Here is a 15971-nt window from a genome sequence, read left to right as displayed (position 1 = left end):
TTTTAGCGGGGGCTAGTCATGCGAGGGCTGAGAACGCGCCCGCAACGCCCACAGTGCGACGGCCGAAGCGGACGCGACGTTGAGCGAGTCCACACCATGCAGCATCGGGATGGTCACCACCGTGTCCGCCGCCGCCAGCGCGCGCCTGCTCAGGCCATCCCCTTCTGCGCCGAACACCAGCGCGACGCGCTCCGGCGGCTCGGCGGCATACGCATCGAGGGTGACCGCGTCTTCCGCGAGGGCGAGCGCCGCGATGTCGAATCCCGCATCGTGCAGCAGCGGCACCGCCGCATCCCACTCGGGCAGGCGCGTCCACGGCACCTGCAGCACTGTGCCCATCGAGACGCGGACGCTGCGACGGTACAGCGGGTCCGCGCAGCGCGGCGTGACGAGCACCGCGTCGGCGCCGAGGCCCGCGACGGCGCGGAAGATCGCGCCGACATTGGTGTGGTCGACGATGTCCTCCAGCACCACCACGCGCCGCGCATCCCGCAGCAGGTCGGCGGGATCGGGTAGCTCGGGTCGGTGCATCGCCGCCAGCGCGCCCCGGTGCAGGTGGTAGCCGGTGAGGCGTTCGAGCACGGCCGGGTCGCCGACGAACACGGGGACGTCGGGGAACGGCTCCAGCAGCGGCTCCACGTCGGGCAGCCACTGCTCCTGCAGCAGCACGGAGCGCGGGATGTGCCCTGCGGCCAGCGCCCGCGTGATCACCTTCGTCGACTCCGCGATGTACAGGCCGCTCGCCGGCTCCGTCACCCGGCGCAGCGCCACGTCGGTGAGGCGGGAGTAGTCGGCGAGGCCGTCGGCCTCCAGATCGTCGATGCGGCGCAGGAGCATGCCTCAACATTGCCAGCCCGACGAAACAAATCGGAAAACTGGGGTGTTTAGACTCACAGAAGGATCGGGAGGTGGATGTGACCACGCTGACGACGACGCTTCCGCCGGAGCTCGCCCGCGGCATCGACCAGACCGTCGAGCTGCTGCAGGGCCGAAGCTTCGCGGTGCTGACCGGCGCGGGCGTGTCCACCGACTCCGGCATCCCGGACTACCGCGGCGAGGGCGCTCCTCAGCGCACGCCGATGACGTTCCAGCAGTTCCTTGCCGACGACCGTTTCCGCAAGCGCTACTGGGCAGGCAGCCACCTGGGCTACCGACGGTTCGCGGCCGCGCATCCCAACGACGGCCACCGCGCTCTCGCTCGCCTCGAAGCCGCGGGCGCGGCCAACGGCGTCATCACCCAGAACGTGGATGGGCTGCACAAGCAGGCGGGATCGCGCAAGGTCGTCGACCTGCACGGCGCGATGGACCGCGTGCTGTGCCTCATCTGCGGCCAGATCTTCGCCCGCGAGGCGATCACCGCCCGCATCGACGCCGCCAACCCGTGGCTCGACACCGAGGGAGCCGTCGAGAGCGCGCCGGACGGCGACGCGATCGTGACCGACATCGACGCTTTCGTCGTTCCCGACTGCACGGTCTGCGGCGGGCACCTGAAGCCCGACGTGGTCTTCTTCGGCGAGTTCGTCCCCGCGGAGAAGTACCGGGAAGCGAGCGCTCTGGTCCGCTCGGCCGACGCGCTCGTCATCGCCGGGTCGTCGCTGGTGGTCAACTCCGGCATCCGCCTCTTGGAGGAAGCGCGGCGCCGCCGCCTGCCGATCGTCATCGTCAACCGCGGCCAGACGAAGGGCGACGGGCGCGCGACCATTAAGCTGGATGGCGGGACGACCGAGACACTGGTCGAGCTCGCCGAGCGGCTGGGCTGACCACCGACCTCCTCACCTGCGTCCCGGCGACGAAAGGACGCGTGTGACCTTCATCTCGCTGGTGCGGCACGGCCAGACCGACTGGAATCTCGCCAAGCGCATCCAGGGATCCAGCGACATCCCGCTGAACGCGACGGGACGCGCGCAGGCCGAGACGACGGGCCGCGCACTCGCCGGCGGACGGTTCGACGCCATCTACGCCAGCCCGCTGTCGCGCGCACTCGATACGGCGCGCATCATCGCCGACCACGTCGGCCTCGGTGAGCCGGGTCGCCTGGCCGCGGTGGCCGAGCGTCAGTACGGCGAGGCGGAGGGCCTCACCGGCGAGCAGATCCTCGCCCGCTGGCCGGATGGAACCCCGGTTCCCGGCCGCGAGACGCGCGACCAGGTGGTCGCCCGGGCGCTGCCCGCGCTGCGGGAGCTCGGCGAACAGCATCCCGGCGAGAACGTGATCGTGGTCAGCCATGGCGGCGTCATCTCGTCGCTCGTACGGCACGTCACCGACCACGCGCTGCCGGGCCCGGGCGAACTCATCCCGAACGGCTCCGTGCACCGCTTCCGGTACCTCGACGGCGACCTCACGCTCGACCGCTTCAACCTCGGCCCGGAGGACCGCGACCTGTTCACCGCCTCCGTCATGTGACGCGCAGGCGCCCAGTTGACGCGACACGCCGTCCAGCGGGTCGGCGCAACGGCGTGTTGCGTCAACTCCGTCGGAGTGCGGCGGACTGCGTCAGCGCTTGCGACGCGACGCCGTCGCGGTGAGCACCGTCAGCAGCCGTTCGGCCGACGCCTCCCACGTGTAGCGCTGCGCCTGGGCGTGACCGGCCGCCGAGCGCGCGGCCCACACGCCGTCCTCCTCCAGGTGGCGCACCCGCGCGGCCACCTGCTCCGGCGAGTCCGCCTCGAAGAACAGCGCGGCCTCCCCACCGATCTCCCGGAAGATCGGGATGTCGCTGACCACGACCGGCGTGCCGACCGTCATCGCCTCCACCAGCGGGATGCCGAACCCTTCGTCGTGCGACGCCGACACCAACGCGGTGGCCGCGGCGAGCGTCTCCGCGTACTCCTCGTCGCTCGCGCCGTCGTGGAAGACGAGCTGCGCGCCCGGTGCGAGCTCGCGCAGCCGCTGCCGCTCAGCCTCCGACACGCGGCTCATCAGGTGGAGGGCGTACTCCGGCAGCAGCGCGACCGCGCGCACCAGCGTGTCCACGTTCTTGTACGGCATGAAGGAGCCCATATAGACCAGGCTCTTCGTCTCGGGCGCCGTGCGCTCGGCGCGGCCCGGAGCGAGCTCCGGCATGTCGGCGGCGTTCGGCACGACGTGCACGGGTCGCTTCGTCAGCCGGTGCTCGGCGATGAGCTCCTTGGTCGTCTCCGAGACCGTTACGACAGTGTCGGAGCGATTCAGCAGCAGCCGCTGCGGCCACCACGCGAGGTGATACAGCCGCCACAGCCCGCGCACGAACGCCGGAAGGTCGCGCGGCGGGGTGGGGTGCCGGTAGTAGATGAGGTCGTGGACGGTCAGCACCAGGCGGTACTTGCGCCCGAAGCCGCCCATCGTCTGCATGGGGGTGAACACGATGTCCGGCTTCAGGCGGTTCACCGTGCGCGCGACCCAGGGCTCCCCCGGCGAGGTCGGCGAGGGGATGAGCTCCCACGGCAACTCGGGAAGCAGCTCCAGCTGGCGGTGGTCGCTGATCAGCATCGTGACCGGGTGACGTTTTGCCAACGCGGTGACGAGCCCGGCGGTGTAGCGGCTGATGCCGTCATGACGCCCGATCCGGGTGTAGCGGCAGTCGAAGAGAATCCTCACGACGGCTCCTCCAGAAACCGCTGGATGGCGCGGGCGGCGGCGACAGGCGTCTCGTAGTGGATGAGGTGGCCGACCTCCGGGATGACCACCAGCTCCGCCTGCGGGAACAGCGTCTGCAGCCGGTACTCGGCGGCGATGGGCGTGATGTCGTCCTTCTCCGCCGCCACCAGCAGCGTCCGCTCCGGGATGCGCTGCGCATACTCACTGACGTCGTGCGACACGGACGCGCGGAACGCATCCAGCACCACCGTCCGGTCGCTGAACGCCGAGAAGTAGCGGTCGTGCTGGTCGTGGATCCAGCGGAGCAGCGCCCGGTTCTTCGTCTTGGCCATGGTCACGCTCATCACTCGCACGATCAGCCGGTTGCGGAGCAGGGCGAAGCCGAGCCGCTCCGGGAGGACCGAGGCGAGCCAGTAATAGAAGATCGCGAGCCGCGTGAAGATCCCGCGCGGCCCCTCGAGCGCGGGCTGGCCGATCGGGTTGACCAGCACGACGGCGTCAGGACGGTCGCTGGAGCCCGACGCGCCCGCCGTCGCCAGCGACGCTGCGACCACGATCGACCCGAAGGAGTGGCCGAGCAGCACCACGCGCCCACTCAACTCGAGCGACGCGACGAACCCCCTCAGCCAGCGGCCGTACCCGTCGATGTCGTGCGCCGCCTCGGTCAGCGGCGTCGACGCGCCGAACCCGGGCAGATCGGGCGAGACCAGCCGGATGCCGTCCAGCTGCGCGACCACCGGCTCGAGCCCGTGGTGGTCGCCGCGGAACCCGTGGACCAGCACCAGAGTGGCGGCCGCATCCGGGTCGCCGTAGTCCCAGAACCGGGTCGTCGAGCCGAGCACGACGGTCGCCCCCTCGCGTATGGGCACCCGCCCGAGAGCGGCGGCGTAGGGTGAGGTCACAGTCATCGTCCTCCAGTCTAGGCAGGGACTGGACAGCGCACCGTCTGCACGTCCTAGACTTCTGTGGTTGCAATCGCTTGCAGCACCTCGCGCTCCCCCGCCACCACCCCGCACGCCCCCGTACTGCCCCCATCTCCCCGCATCCCCCGTCCCGCGGCTTGCCGCGCAGAAGGAGAACCGTGAGCTTCACCGCGCCGATCACGCTGCCCGGCCTGGCCCTCGATCCGCAGTGGTACCGCCGGTCGGTCTTCTACGAGGTCATGGTGCGGTCGTTCGTCGACAGCAACGGCGACGGCTCCGGCGACATCGCCGGCCTCACCTCCAAGCTCGACTACCTGCAGTGGCTGGGCATCGACGCGCTCTGGCTCCCGCCGTTCTTCCAGTCGCCGCTGCGCGACGGCGGTTACGACGTCGCCGACTTCAAGTCGATCCTCCCCGAGTTCGGGACGATCGACGAGTTCCGCGAGCTCGTCACCAAGGCCCACGAGCGCAACATGCGCATCATCATCGACCTGCCGATCAACCACACGTCCGACCAGCACGAGTGGTTCCAGCAGTCGCGTTCCGACCCGGAAGGTCCCTATGGCGACTTCTACGTCTGGAACGACACGGACGACAAGTGGCCGGACATCCGCATCATCTTCGTCGACACCGAGGACTCCAACTGGGCCTTCGACGAGGCGCGGCGCCAGTTCTACTTCCACCGCTTCTTCTCGCACCAGCCCGACCTCAACTTCGAGAACCCGGCCGTCCACGAGGCGATGTACGACATCGTCAAGTTCTGGCTCGACCTCGGCGTCGACGGCTTCCGGCTCGACGCCATCCCCTACCTCTACGAGTCCGACGAGGGCAACGGCGAGGGCGAGCCGAAGACCCACGAGTTCATCATCAAGCTGCGCGAGTGGGTCGACCGCGAGTACCCCGGCCGCATCATGATCGCCGAGGCGAACCAGTGGCCCCGCGAGGTCGCGGCGTTCTTCGGCAGCGAGGAGGAGCCGGAGTGCCACATGGCCTTCGACTTCCCCGTCATGCCACGCATCTTCTACGCGCTGCGCTCCCAGCAGGCCGGCGAACTCGTCCGTGTGCTGTCCGAGACGACCGACGTGCCCGACGGGGCGGCGTGGGGCGTGTTCCTCCGCAACCACGACGAGCTGACGCTCGAGATGGTGAGCGAGGAGTACCGGCAGGCGATGTACGGCTGGTACGCCTACGACCCGAGGATGCGCGCCAATATCGGCATCCGCCGCAGGCTCGCCCCGCTGCTCGACAACTCCCGAGCCGAGCTGGAGCTGGCCCACGCCCTGCTGTTCTCTCTCCCCGGCAGCCCGTTCCTCTACTACGGGGACGAGATCGGGATGGGCGACAACATCTGGCTGCCCGACCGCGACAGCTCCCGCACGCCGATGCAGTGGACGCCGGACCGCAACGCCGGCTTCTCCAGCGCCGACCCCGGCAAGCTGTTCCTGCCGATCGTGCAGTCGCTGGTCTTCCACTACAACCAGGTGAACGTGGAGGCGCAGCTCGCGCAGTCCCGGTCCCTCCTGCACTGGATCCGCAACGTCATCCACGTGCGCAAGGCGCATCCCGTGTTCGGGCTGGGCGACATCCGGGTGCTCCCCACCGACCACGAGTCGGTGCTGGCGTTCGTGCGCTCGTACGCCGGCAGCGGCTCGCACTTCGGCGACCAGCCGGAGGACGTGCTGTGCGTGTTCTCGTTCGCGCACAATCCCGTCTCCGTCTCGCTGGAGGCGACGGAGTTCGCCGGGGCCACGCTGTACGACCTGTTCGGCGGAGCCGAGTTCCCGACGGTCGCCGACGACGGCCGCTTCACACTCACGCTCGGCACGCAGAACTTCTACTGGCTGCACATCGAGCCGCGCCGCGACTGAACTCACCGTTCGGCGTGCCGTTCCGCGGGGATGACGGTGGTCGTGCTTAGCGTTGGGGCATGAGCACGTGGCATCACCGATTGGGCGTCTTCGACCTCGAGACCACCGGCATCGACGTCGAGACGGCCAGGATCGTGACCGCGCACGTCGGGCTGCTCGACGAGACCGGTGAGGTGCTGCACCGCCGCGACTGGCTGGTGGATCCGGGGGTCGAGATCCCGTCGGAGGCGACCGCCGTCCACGGCATCACCACCGAGAGGGCGCGGGCCGACGGGATGGATCCGGCACGCGCCGTCGCCGCGATCGTCGCGCAGCTGCGCAGCCTGTTCGACCGCGGCATCCCCGTGGTCGCCTACAACGCTCCCTACGACTTCACCCTGCTCGACCGGGAGGCCCGCCGCTACGACGTCGCACCGCTCGCCTCCCCCGGCCCCATCGTCGACCCGCTCGTGATCGACAAGGCGGTGGACAAGTTCCGCCGGGGCAAGCGCACCCTGACGATGACAGCGACCCACTACGGCGTCGACCTGATCGCGGCCCACGATGCGGGAGCGGATGCGATCGCCGCCGGGCGCGTTGCGCAGGCGCTCGCGCGCATCCACGCCGAAGCACTGGCGCTGGAGGCCGCGGAGCTGCACCGCCGCCAGGTGGACTGGTGCAAGGAGCAGGCTGCCGATTTCCAGGAGTACATGCGGCGGGAGCGCGACCCGCAGTTCACCACCTCCGGAGCCTGGCCGCTGCGCTGAGCCGCCGAACCGGGCCGGGACGCTCGCCCCTCCACCTGGGGTCTACTCGCGCGTCCGCCACTCCCGCTAGTCTCTGCGCCATGAGCGACTCGAACCTGAACCCGCAGCCCCTCCCGCCACAACAGCAGCCCCAGTACGCGCAGCCCTACGGCTCCGGGCAGCCCGGCTGGAACACCATGTCCATCGTCGCGTTCGTCGCGACGTTCTTCATCAGCATCGTGGGCATCATCCTGGGCTTCATCGCCCTGTCCCAGATCAAGCGCACCGGCGAGCAGGGCCGCGGCCTCGCACTCGCGGCCATCATCATCGGCTTCGTCGCACTCGCGCTCGGCATCATCGTCACGATCATCGTGGTCGTCGCCGCCGCCAACTCCGCCGTCTACTACCAGAGCAACTAGCCCGCTGCTATCGAAGGAGAAAAGCCCCCGAATCTCCTTCACAAGGCAGTGGTGAAGGAGATGCGAGGGCTACAGCGTCGAATCTCCTTCGATAGCCCCCGCACTACCGAGGGGACGCGACCACCGGGAACGACGAAGGCCCCCGTCCAGAGGACGGGGGCCTTCGTACGTGCGGCTTACTTGCCGAAGCTCTTGTAGCGCGAGTTGAACTTCTCGACGCGGCCGGCCGAGTCGAGGATGCGCTGCTTGCCCGTGTAGAACGGGTGCGACTCCGACGAGATTTCGACGTCGATCACCGGGTAGGTGTTGCCGTCCTCCCACTCGATCGTCTTGTCGCTCGAGACGGTGGAACGGGTGAGGAACGTCGCACCCGAGGCCAGGTCGCGGAAAACCACGGGGGCGTAGTCGGGGTGGATGCCAGTCTTCATCAGGACTTCCTTGTTGCAGCTAGTAGTCGGTTCGGTCGTGTCCGCGCAGACCGCGTGGACGGGAAGCTTCAGGCCCTCGGAGAGCGAACGCAGCCAAGACGGTGCGAACGGTTCGGGAGCCAGCTATCGAGTCTAGCAGATCGGGTCGCGGTGCTCAGCCTTCGACGCCCTGGCGCGCCCGGGCCGTGTACCGGCCGTCGGACTCGCTGATCTCGATCTCGATGTCGAAGGTCGCGGTCAGGTTCTCGCTCGTCAGCACCTCGCCGATCGGGCCCTGGGCCATGACCTCGCCGTCCTTCAGCAGCAGCGCGCGGTTGAACGCCTGCGGGATCTCCTCGACGTGGTGGGTGACCATGACGATCGCGGGCGACTTCGGGTCGCTGGCGTAGCCGCCGAGGAGCTGCAGCAGCTCCTCGCGCCCGCCGAGGTCGAGACTCGCGGCCGGCTCGTCGAGCAGCAGGATCTCCGGGTCGGTCATCACCGAGCGGGCGATCTGCACGCGCTTCTGCTCGCCGTCAGACAGGCTCCCGAACGTGCGCTCGGCCAGGTGGTCGAGGTGCCACTCGGAGAGCACGCGGTGGGCGCGGCGCTCGTCGATCTCCTCGTACAGCTCGTTCCAGCGACCGGTGACCGCATATGCGGCCGTCATCACGACATCCAGCACTCGCTCGTTCCGCGGGATGCGCCGGGCCACGGCGCTGGACGCGAAGCCGAGCAGCGGGCGGAGCTCCGCGAGGTCGGTGTGACCGACCGATTCGCCCAGCACAACGGCCTCGCCGGAGCTGGGGTGCATCGCGGCCGCCGCGATCTGCAGGAGCGTCGTCTTACCGGCGCCGTTCCGGCCAAGGATGACCCACCGCTCGTCCGGCTCGACCGCCCAGTCGATTCCCTTCAGGACGGGGTTGCCGTCCCGTACAACGGACACGTCGGAAAGCTGGAGAACGCTGTCGGCCATGCCATCCAGCCTACCGTCGCCCGAAGCGCATCAGTGACGGCCGGAGAGCGATCGGTAGACGTCGCGCGTCTGCTCGGCGATCGCCGTCCAGCTGAACGATGTCTCGGCCCGCTCGCGCCCGACGCGGCCCATTTCCGCGGCCCGCGCGGGGTCGCTCACGACCTCGGTGAGGGCGGCGGCGAGGTCCGCCACGAACGCTTCCGGGTCGGTCGGGGTGCCGGTGCCGTCCTGCAGCTGGTCGATGGGCACGAGGCGTCCGGTCACTCCGTCGACGATCACTTCGGGGATGCCGCCGGTCGCCGTTCCGACCACGGGCAGCCCGCAGGCCATGGCCTCGAGGTTCACGATGCCGAGCGGCTCGTAGATCGACGGGCACACGAAGACCGTGGAGGCGGTGAGGGCGATGCGCAGCTCGTCGTTCGGGAGCAGCCGGTCGATCCAGACCACCCCGTCCCGCTCCTGCTGCAGCTGCTCGACCAGACCGCTCACCTCGGCGAGGATCTCGGGTGTGTCGGGCGCGCCGGCGCAGAGGATGACCTGCACCTCCGGCGGCAGCAGCCGCACCGCCCGCAGCAGGTACGGCAGCCCCTTCTGCCGGGTGATCCGGCCGACGAAGATGACGGCCGGGCGGTCCGGGTCGATGCCCAGCGCCCGTGCTCGCTCGTCGTCGCGCAGCGGCTGCCAGCGCTCCAGGTCGATGCCGTTGTAGATCGTCACGACCTTGGCGGGGTCGAGCTCGGGATACGCGGCCAGGATGTCGCGCCGCATCCCGTCGCTCACCGCGATGACGGTGTCGGCGGACTCGAACGCCGTCTTCTCGATCCAGCTCGAGACGCGGTAGCCGCCGCCGAGCTGCTCGGCCTTCCACGGCCGCAGCGGCTCGAGGCTGTGCGCGGTCACGACGTGCGGCACGCCGTGCAGCAGCTTCGCCAGGTGGCCGGCGCCGTTCGCATACCAGGTGTGCGAATGGACGATGTCCGCTCCCCCGCAGTCCTGCGCCATCTGCAGGTCGACGCCGAGCGTGGCGATGGCGCCATTGGCATCCGCGAGCTCGGCAGGCACGCGGTACGACGCGGTATCCGGCTCTTCCCGCGCCTCCCCGAAGGCGCGCACGATCACCTCGGTGTCCACTCGCAGAGCCCTCACGAGCTCGGTGACGTGCACCCCGGCACCGCCGTAGATGTCCGGCGGGTACTCCCGGGTCAGAAGATCAACGCGCATGACCAAAACGCTAGTACAGCGAACACTTCGCCTCTACTGTTGAGGGCATGGCACCAGGCAAGAAGATTTTCGGCATCGTCCTCGCGGGCGGCGAGGGAAAGCGGCTGATGCCGTTGACGGCGGACCGGGCGAAGCCCGCCGTCCCGTTCGGCGGGCAGTACCGCCTGATCGACTTCGCCCTGTCGAACCTGATCAACTCGCAGCTGCGCCAGATCGTCGTGCTGACCCAGTACAAGTCGCACAGCCTCGACCGCCACGTCTCGCAGACCTGGCGGCTCGATGGCATCACCAGCTCCTACATCGCCTCCGTTCCCGCACAGCAGCGCCTCGGCAAGCGCTGGTTCAGCGGGTCGGCCGACGCCATCCTTCAGAGCCTCAACCTGCTGCGCGACGAAAAGCCGGACATCGTGGTCGTCGTCGGCGCCGACCACGTGTACCGCATGGACTTCGGCCAGATGATCGACGCGCACATCGCGTCCGGGGCGCCGGCGAGTGTTGCCGCCATCCGCCAGCCGATCGGGCTCGCCGACCAGTTCGGCGTCATCGAGGTCGAGCCGGAGCGCCCCGACCGCATCGGCGCCTTCCGCGAGAAGCCGCGCGACCCGATCGGTCTGCCCGACTCCCCGAACGAGGTGCTGGCCTCGATGGGCAACTACGTCTTCGACGCGGATGCGCTGATCGACGCGGTGATTCGCGACGGCGACCGTCCAGACTCGAACCACGACATGGGCGGCGACATCATCCCCGACTTCGTGGCGCGCGGCGAGGCCGCCGTCTACGACTTCAACAACAACGACGTGCCGGGCTCGACCGACCGCGACCGCTACTACTGGCGGGATGTCGGGACGATCGACTCGTTCTTCGAAGCCCACCAGGACCTCATCTCGGCCCTCCCGATCTTCAACCTGTACAACAACCGCTGGCCGATCTTCAGCCAGGTGCTCAACTCCCCGCCGGCGAAGATCGTGCGGGACGGGCGCGGAGCGCTCGGCACGACGATCGACTCGATCGTGTCGCTCGGCTCCGTGATCTCGGGTGCCCACCTGGAGCGCAGTGTGCTGGGCCCCTGGGCGAAGGTCGACTCCGGCGCGAAGGTGATCGACTCGGTCGTCTTCGAGCGCGCGATCATCGAGCCGAATGCGTTCGTCGGCCGTGCCATCCTCGACAAGGATGTGGTGGTCGCCGAGGGCGCGCAGATCGGGGTCGACCCCGACCGCGACCGCGCTCGCGGGTTCACCGTGACCGACTCGGGGATCACCGTGGTCGGCAAGGGCGTCCACGTCGTTCCATGACGCCTGAGCACAGCACAGCGTCCGTCCTGGTCGTCCTCGATGCCGATTCGACCCTCCTGCAGGACGAGGTCATCGAGTTGCTCGCCGAGGAAGCGGGCTCGCGCACCGAGGTCGCTGAGATCACCGAGCGCGCGATGCGCGGCGAACTCGACTTCGAGGCGAGTCTGCGTGAGCGTGTCCGCACGCTCGCCGGTCTCCCCGCAGCCGTCTTCCAGCACGTGGGTGAGCGCATCCGGGTGACGGAGGGCGTTCCGGAACTGGTTGCGGGCGTCCACGAGGCGGGCGGGGTGGTCGGCGTCGTCTCCGGCGGCTTCCACGAGCTCCTCGACCCGATCGGCGAGCGGCTGGGCCTCGATCACTGGCGCGCCAACCGGCTCGTCGTCGAGGACGGCGTGCTCACCGGCGAGGTCGACGGCCCGGTCGTCGACGCGGCCGCCAAAGCGCAGGCCCTGCTGTTCTGGGCCGCAGCCGCGGGCGTGCACCTGTCTCAGACCGTCGCGATCGGCGACGGCGCCAACGACCTCCGGATGATGGCCGAAGCCGGCCTCGCCGTGGCGTTCAACGCCAAGCCGAAGGTACGCGCCGAAGCAGACGTGGTCATCGACCGGCCCGACCTGTCGCAGGTGCTCCCGCTGCTCGGCCTGCGCGGCTGACCTACGACTGAGCTGCCGCTAGTGGCCCATCCCGAGGCCGCCGTCGACCGGGATGACCGCGCCGGAGATGTATCCGGCGTCGTCGCCCGCGATCCAGGTCACGACCTTCGCGACCTCTGTCGGCGAGGCGAAGCGGCCCGCAGGGATGCTCTTCTTGTACTCGGCCTGCTGCGCCTCGGGCAGCTCGGCCGTCATGTCGGTCTCGATGAAGCCGGGCGCCACGACGTTCGCCGTGATGCCGCGGGCGCCCAACTCGCGGGTGATCGAGCGCGCCATGCCGACGAGTCCCGCCTTCGACGAGGCGTAGTTGACCTGGCCGGCGCCACCGAAGAGACCCACCACGCTGGAGATGAGGACGATGCGGCCGAACCGGGCCTTCAGCATCCCCTTGTTGGCTCGTTTGACGACGCGGAACGCGCCACCGAGGTTCGTCTCGATCACCGAGTCGAACTCCTCGTCCGTCATCCGCATCAGGAGGGTGTCCTTGGTGATGCCCGCGTTCGCGACCACGACCTCCACCGGGCCGAGCTTCTGCTCCACCTCGGTGAACGCAGCGTCGACGGAGGCGGCGTCCGTCACATCCGCCCGCACCGTCAGCGCGCCCTCCGGACCCTCGCCCGAACGCGCGGTGACCGCTACCCGGTGGCCCTGGGCGACGAACTCCTCGGCGATGGCGAAGCCGATCCCCCGGTTGCCTCCGGTGATGAGGACGGTGCGTGGCGTGGTCATGCGGTTCCCTTCAAGGAGTACAGCTTTCTGCAAGATGTCCGTGAACGGACCGCCACCTAGTTTATGGACGTACGCTGGACTCAACGCACATGAAGAAGCCCACAGCTCCGTCGATCACGAGCCTGCCCCTCTCCCCCGACGAGGAACGTCGGCACCGGATGATCAAGTATTCGGTCGCCATGGGTATCCGTGTGGTGTGCCTGATCGTCGCCGTGATCGTCCCGGGATGGTGGGCGGCCGTCCCGCTGATCGGTGCGATCTTCCTGCCGTACTTCGCGGTGGTCATCGCGAACGTGTCGGTGGACCCGCGCCGAGAGGAAGTTCAGCGACCAGGCAATATCCTTCCAGTGGCGCCCCCGCCCCCGGGGCCGCGCCAGGACCCTCGGGAGGACCAGTGATCGGGCTCGGATCGGACGCGCCTGCGCCGTTGACGTGCTCCCGCGCCGGCTGCCGCGAGACGGCGTCCTGGCGGATCGAATGGCGCAACCCGCGCATCCACGCCGAGGACCGCGTGAAGGTGTGGCTGGCGTGCGACGAGCACGAGGAGTTCCTGCGGCAGTTCCTCGCCGCCCGCGACTTCCCGCTGCGGGTCGTCTCCGTGGATGAGGCCGAGGTCGCCGGGGCCGAGGTCGAGCCCGAGAGGCCGACGGCGTGAGCGGGCGTCAGCCCGAGGGGTGGCGCTTCGCGATCTCCCGGCGGTGGTTCGGTTACCTGGCATTCGCCATCGTCTTCGCCATCGCGTGCGGGTTCCTCAGCAACTGGCAGCTCGCCCGCAGCAAGGAGGCGGCAGCAGCCAATGCGCTCGTCACCGAGAACTTCGACTCGAAGCCGGTGCCGCTGACCGACGAACTGCCGGGCCTGTCCGCCTACTCCCCGAAGCAGGAGTGGAGGCGCGTCACCGTCACCGGAACGTACGAGCGTGACAAGCAGCTGCTGGTGCGCAACCGGCCCTTCAACGGAAGCCCCGGCTTCGAGGTGCTGACGCCGCTGCGCACGGCCGACGGCTCGCTGTTCATCGTGGACCGGGGATGGGTCCCGACCGGCAACACCACCGACACGCCCGACCACGTACCGGCCGCTCCAGCGGGAACCGTCACCGTGGTGGCACGCCTGAAGGCCAGCGAACCGGCGATCCCCGGGCGCACGGCGACCGGCTCGCAGGTGGGCACCATCCAGCTCTCGGTCGTCCAGCAGAAGCTCGGCGGCGCGGATGTCTACACCGGCGCGTACGGACTGCTCGACAGCGAGGACCCGGCGCCCGCGACCGCTCCGACGCCCACCGTCACCTCTCCCCCGACACAGGATGAGGGACTGCACTGGTCGTACATGATCCAGTGGATCATCTTCGCGCTGATCGGGTTCTTCGGCCTCGGCTACGCGCTGGTCACCGAGTACCGCAAGCGCAACTCCGACGATCCTGCCGAGCGGGTGCGCGCGGCCGAGCGCGAGCGTCGGCGCCGCGCGAAGCGCACCGACGCCGACGTCGAGGACGAACTGCTCGACGCCGCCCGTTAAACGACGGTCCGATTCGTGCCGAATGTCGACTTTCGCGCCGCGAAAGTCGACATTCAGCACGAATGCGCTACGCCAGCGAGATCAGGTCGAGGTAGTCGCGGTTCCAGTGGTCTTCGACGCCGTCGGGGAGGATGAGCACCCGCTCCGGGTTCAGCGCCTCCACCGCGCCCTCGTCGTGGCTGACCAGCACGACCGCGCCCTCGTAGTGCGCGAGCGCATCCAGGATCTCCTCGCGGCTCGCCGGGTCGAGGTTGTTGGTCGGCTCGTCGAGCAGCAGGACGTTGGCGCCCGAGACGACGATCATCGCCAGGGCGAGACGCGTCTTCTCGCCGCCGGAGAGGACGCCCGCGGGCTTGTGCGCGTCATCCCCGGTGAACAGGAAGGAGCCCAGCACCTTGCGGGCCTCGGTCTCGGTGAGCGACGGTGACGACGACACCATGTTCTGCAGCACGCTGCGCTCGACGTCGATCGTCTCGTGCTCCTGCGCGTAGTACCCGACGCGCAGGCCATGGCCGGGTTCGACCTGGCCGGTGTCCGGGCGGTCGACGCCTGCGAGCATCCGCAGCAGCGTGGTCTTGCCTGCGCCGTTGAGCCCGAGCACGACGACCTTCGAGCCGCGGTCGATCGCGAGGTCGACGGCCGTGAAGATCTCGAGCGACCCGTAGCTCTTCGACAGGTCGCTCGCCTGCAACGGAGTCCGGCCGCAGGGAGCGGGCGTCGGGAAGCGCAGCTTCGCCACGCGGTCGGCCTGACGAACGTCCTCCAGCCCCGCGAGCAGCTTCTCGGCGCGCGCGACCATCTGGTGGGCGGCCGCCGCCTTCGTCGCTTTCGCGCCGAACTTGGCCGCCTGCAGCTGCAGGGCGCCGGCCTTCTTCTCGGCGTTGGCGCGCTCCTTCTTCCGGCGCTCCTCGTCGGCGGCGCGCTGGCGCTGGTAGTGCTTCCAGCCCATGTTGTAGATGTCGATGACCTGACGGTTCGCATCCAGGTAGAAGACGCGGTTGACCGTCTCGCCGACCAGCTCCACGTCGTGGGAGATGACGATGAACCCGCCGTTGTAGTTCTTCAGGAACTCACGCAGCCATATCACGGAGTCGGCGTCGAGGTGGTTGGTCGGCTCGTCGAGGATCATCGTGCGCGCATCCGAGAAGAGGATCCGCGCCAGCTCGATGCGACGCCGCTGACCGCCCGAGAGCGTCTTCAGCGGCTGATCCAGGATGCGGTCCGGCAGGTTCAGGTTCGACGCGATGGAGGCGGCCTCCGCCTCGGCCGCGTAACCGCCGTGCAGGTGGAACTGCTCCTCCAGCCGGCCGTACTTCTTCATCGCGGCCGCGGAGACGGTTTCGTCGGTGCTCGCCATGTCGTGCGTCGCCTGCTGCATCTGCAGCACGATCGAGCCGAGGCCTCGTGCGTCGAGGATGCGCGTGCGCGCCAGGTCGTCGAGGTTCCCGGATCGCGGGTCCTGCGGCAGGTAGCCGAGGTCGCCCGAGCGGTCCACCTTGCCGGCGTTCGGCAGCAGGTCGCCGGCGAGCACCCTGGTGAGCGTCGTCTTCCCGGCGCCGTTGCGCCCGACGAGCCCGATCTTGTCGCCGTCGGCGACGCGGAAGCTCACGTCCTCCATCAGGAGGCGTGCGCCTACGCGCAGTTCAAGACCCTGCACGGCAAGCACA

The 15971-nt window shown here is 69.2% G+C and carries 18 protein-coding genes; 10 read left to right on the top strand and 8 right to left on the bottom strand.

Annotation, left to right across the window (positions count from 1 at the left end; translation table 11 throughout):
* Positions 1–12: 12 nt before the first annotated feature.
* The gene (locus tag AB4Z18_RS07975; protein WP_441782147.1) at positions 13–837 is read right to left on the bottom strand and encodes a TrmH family RNA methyltransferase; all 825 of its coding nucleotides are present in this window, start codon (positions 835–837) and stop codon (positions 13–15) included.
* A 77-nt stretch (positions 838–914) separates the two neighbouring features.
* Here AB4Z18_RS07975 and AB4Z18_RS07970 point away from each other — a divergent pair, with 77 nt between their 5' ends.
* Together AB4Z18_RS07970 and AB4Z18_RS07965 are read left to right on the top strand one after the other, a co-directional pair.
* On the top strand, positions 915–1760 hold the full coding sequence (locus tag AB4Z18_RS07970) for a Sir2 family NAD-dependent protein deacetylase (protein WP_441782995.1): 846 nt from the start codon (positions 915–917) through the stop codon (positions 1758–1760).
* A gap of 43 nt (positions 1761–1803) precedes the next feature.
* Positions 1804–2403 carry a histidine phosphatase family protein gene (locus AB4Z18_RS07965; protein WP_441782146.1) on the top strand — a complete coding sequence of 200 codons (600 nt, stop codon included), beginning with the start codon at positions 1804–1806 and terminating at the stop codon, positions 2401–2403.
* A 90-nt stretch (positions 2404–2493) separates the two neighbouring features.
* On the opposite strand, the gene AB4Z18_RS07960 is transcribed toward AB4Z18_RS07965, so the two are convergent.
* Positions 2494–3576 (bottom strand): glycosyltransferase family 4 protein, encoded by a 1083-nt coding sequence (locus AB4Z18_RS07960; protein ID WP_441782145.1) that lies wholly within the window; start codon positions 3574–3576, stop codon positions 2494–2496.
* Positions 3573–4484 (bottom strand): alpha/beta fold hydrolase, encoded by a 912-nt coding sequence (locus tag AB4Z18_RS07955; RefSeq protein WP_441782144.1) that lies wholly within the window; start codon positions 4482–4484, stop codon positions 3573–3575. The genes AB4Z18_RS07960 and AB4Z18_RS07955 overlap by 4 nt, the downstream gene beginning before the upstream one ends.
* A gap of 173 nt (positions 4485–4657) precedes the next feature.
* Between AB4Z18_RS07955 and treS the strand changes: the two genes are divergently transcribed.
* From treS to AB4Z18_RS07940, 3 genes are all read left to right on the top strand, one after another.
* Complete coding sequence (gene treS, locus AB4Z18_RS07950) at positions 4658–6367, top strand: maltose alpha-D-glucosyltransferase (RefSeq protein WP_441782143.1); 1710 nt, start codon at positions 4658–4660, stop codon at positions 6365–6367.
* 59 nt (positions 6368–6426) lie between these two features.
* A complete protein-coding gene (locus AB4Z18_RS07945; RefSeq protein ID WP_441782142.1) occupies positions 6427–7113 on the top strand; it encodes an exonuclease domain-containing protein in 687 nt (228 codons plus the stop codon).
* Positions 7114–7193: 80 nt separating this feature from the next.
* The gene (locus tag AB4Z18_RS07940; RefSeq protein ID WP_441782141.1) at positions 7194–7511 is read left to right on the top strand and encodes a DUF4190 domain-containing protein; all 318 of its coding nucleotides are present in this window, start codon (positions 7194–7196) and stop codon (positions 7509–7511) included.
* A gap of 176 nt (positions 7512–7687) precedes the next feature.
* Here AB4Z18_RS07940 and AB4Z18_RS07935 read toward each other — a convergent pair whose 3' ends face one another.
* From AB4Z18_RS07935 to glgA, 3 genes are all read right to left on the bottom strand, one after another.
* Positions 7688–7939, bottom strand: coding sequence for a type B 50S ribosomal protein L31 (locus tag AB4Z18_RS07935; protein ID WP_441782140.1), 252 nt, complete (start codon positions 7937–7939; stop codon positions 7688–7690).
* A 154-nt stretch (positions 7940–8093) separates the two neighbouring features.
* A complete protein-coding gene (locus tag AB4Z18_RS07930) occupies positions 8094–8894 on the bottom strand; it encodes an ABC transporter ATP-binding protein (protein ID WP_441782139.1) in 801 nt (266 codons plus the stop codon).
* A 30-nt stretch (positions 8895–8924) separates the two neighbouring features.
* Positions 8925–10115, bottom strand: coding sequence for a glycogen synthase (glgA, locus tag AB4Z18_RS07925; RefSeq protein ID WP_441782138.1), 1191 nt, complete (start codon positions 10113–10115; stop codon positions 8925–8927).
* A gap of 47 nt (positions 10116–10162) precedes the next feature.
* On the opposite strand from glgA, the gene AB4Z18_RS07920 reads away from it, so the two are divergent.
* The gene (locus AB4Z18_RS07920) at positions 10163–11407 is read left to right on the top strand and encodes a glucose-1-phosphate adenylyltransferase (RefSeq protein WP_441782137.1); all 1245 of its coding nucleotides are present in this window, start codon (positions 10163–10165) and stop codon (positions 11405–11407) included.
* Positions 11404–12060, top strand: coding sequence for a phosphoserine phosphatase SerB (gene serB, locus AB4Z18_RS07915; RefSeq protein WP_441782136.1), 657 nt, complete (start codon positions 11404–11406; stop codon positions 12058–12060). The genes AB4Z18_RS07920 and serB overlap by 4 nt, the downstream gene beginning before the upstream one ends.
* Before the next feature lie 18 nt (positions 12061–12078).
* On the opposite strand, the gene fabG is transcribed toward serB, so the two are convergent.
* Positions 12079–12789: a 3-oxoacyl-ACP reductase FabG gene (gene fabG / locus AB4Z18_RS07910; protein WP_441782135.1), complete on the bottom strand. Its 711-nt coding sequence runs from the start codon at positions 12787–12789 to the stop codon at positions 12079–12081.
* 89 nt (positions 12790–12878) lie between these two features.
* On the opposite strand from fabG, the gene AB4Z18_RS07905 reads away from it, so the two are divergent.
* The 3 genes from AB4Z18_RS07905 to AB4Z18_RS07895 are packed head-to-tail and all read left to right on the top strand — an operon-like array spanning position 12879 to position 14304.
* Positions 12879–13187 carry a DUF3099 domain-containing protein gene (locus tag AB4Z18_RS07905; protein ID WP_441782134.1) on the top strand — a complete coding sequence of 103 codons (309 nt, stop codon included), beginning with the start codon at positions 12879–12881 and terminating at the stop codon, positions 13185–13187.
* Positions 13184–13444, top strand: a complete 261-nt coding sequence (locus AB4Z18_RS07900; protein WP_441782133.1) for a hypothetical protein — start codon at positions 13184–13186, stop codon at positions 13442–13444. Before AB4Z18_RS07905 ends, AB4Z18_RS07900 begins: the two co-directional genes overlap by 4 nt.
* Positions 13441–14304, top strand: coding sequence for an SURF1 family cytochrome oxidase biogenesis protein (locus AB4Z18_RS07895; protein ID WP_441782132.1), 864 nt, complete (start codon positions 13441–13443; stop codon positions 14302–14304). Before AB4Z18_RS07900 ends, AB4Z18_RS07895 begins: the two co-directional genes overlap by 4 nt.
* A 67-nt stretch (positions 14305–14371) precedes the next feature.
* On the opposite strand, the gene AB4Z18_RS07890 is transcribed toward AB4Z18_RS07895, so the two are convergent.
* Positions 14372–15970, bottom strand: a complete 1599-nt coding sequence (locus tag AB4Z18_RS07890; protein WP_441782131.1) for an ABC-F family ATP-binding cassette domain-containing protein — start codon at positions 15968–15970, stop codon at positions 14372–14374.
* Between the last annotated feature and the right edge of the window lies 1 nt (position 15971).

Source organism: Leifsonia sp. 2TAF2 (assembly GCF_052115085.1).
Taxonomy (GTDB): Bacteria; Actinomycetota; Actinomycetes; order Actinomycetales; family Microbacteriaceae; genus Leifsonia.
The sequence above is the reverse complement of the archived record's forward strand: the minus strand, read 5'-3'. Positions and strand labels throughout refer to the sequence as shown.

Excerpts from the sequence above, each read along its gene's own strand:
- AB4Z18_RS07975 (WP_441782147.1), bottom strand. The coding sequence starts at position 837 with ATGCTCCTGCGCCGCATCGACGATCTGGAGGCCGACGGCCTCGCCGAC.
- AB4Z18_RS07920 (WP_441782137.1), top strand. The coding sequence starts at position 10,163 with ATGGCACCAGGCAAGAAGATTTTCGGCATCGTCCTCGCGGGCGGCGAG.
- AB4Z18_RS07905 (WP_441782134.1), top strand. The coding sequence starts at position 12,879 with ATGAAGAAGCCCACAGCTCCGTCGATCACGAGCCTGCCCCTCTCCCCC.
- AB4Z18_RS07935 (WP_441782140.1), bottom strand. The coding sequence starts at position 7,939 with ATGAAGACTGGCATCCACCCCGACTACGCCCCCGTGGTTTTCCGCGAC.
- AB4Z18_RS07945 (WP_441782142.1), top strand. The coding sequence starts at position 6,427 with ATGAGCACGTGGCATCACCGATTGGGCGTCTTCGACCTCGAGACCACC.
- AB4Z18_RS07940 (WP_441782141.1), top strand. The coding sequence starts at position 7,194 with ATGAGCGACTCGAACCTGAACCCGCAGCCCCTCCCGCCACAACAGCAG.
- fabG (WP_441782135.1), bottom strand. The coding sequence starts at position 12,789 with ATGACCACGCCACGCACCGTCCTCATCACCGGAGGCAACCGGGGGATC.
- serB (WP_441782136.1), top strand. The coding sequence starts at position 11,404 with ATGACGCCTGAGCACAGCACAGCGTCCGTCCTGGTCGTCCTCGATGCC.
- glgA (WP_441782138.1), bottom strand. The coding sequence starts at position 10,115 with ATGCGCGTTGATCTTCTGACCCGGGAGTACCCGCCGGACATCTACGGC.
- AB4Z18_RS07955 (WP_441782144.1), bottom strand. The coding sequence starts at position 4,484 with ATGACTGTGACCTCACCCTACGCCGCCGCTCTCGGGCGGGTGCCCATA.
- AB4Z18_RS07930 (WP_441782139.1), bottom strand. The coding sequence starts at position 8,894 with ATGGCCGACAGCGTTCTCCAGCTTTCCGACGTGTCCGTTGTACGGGAC.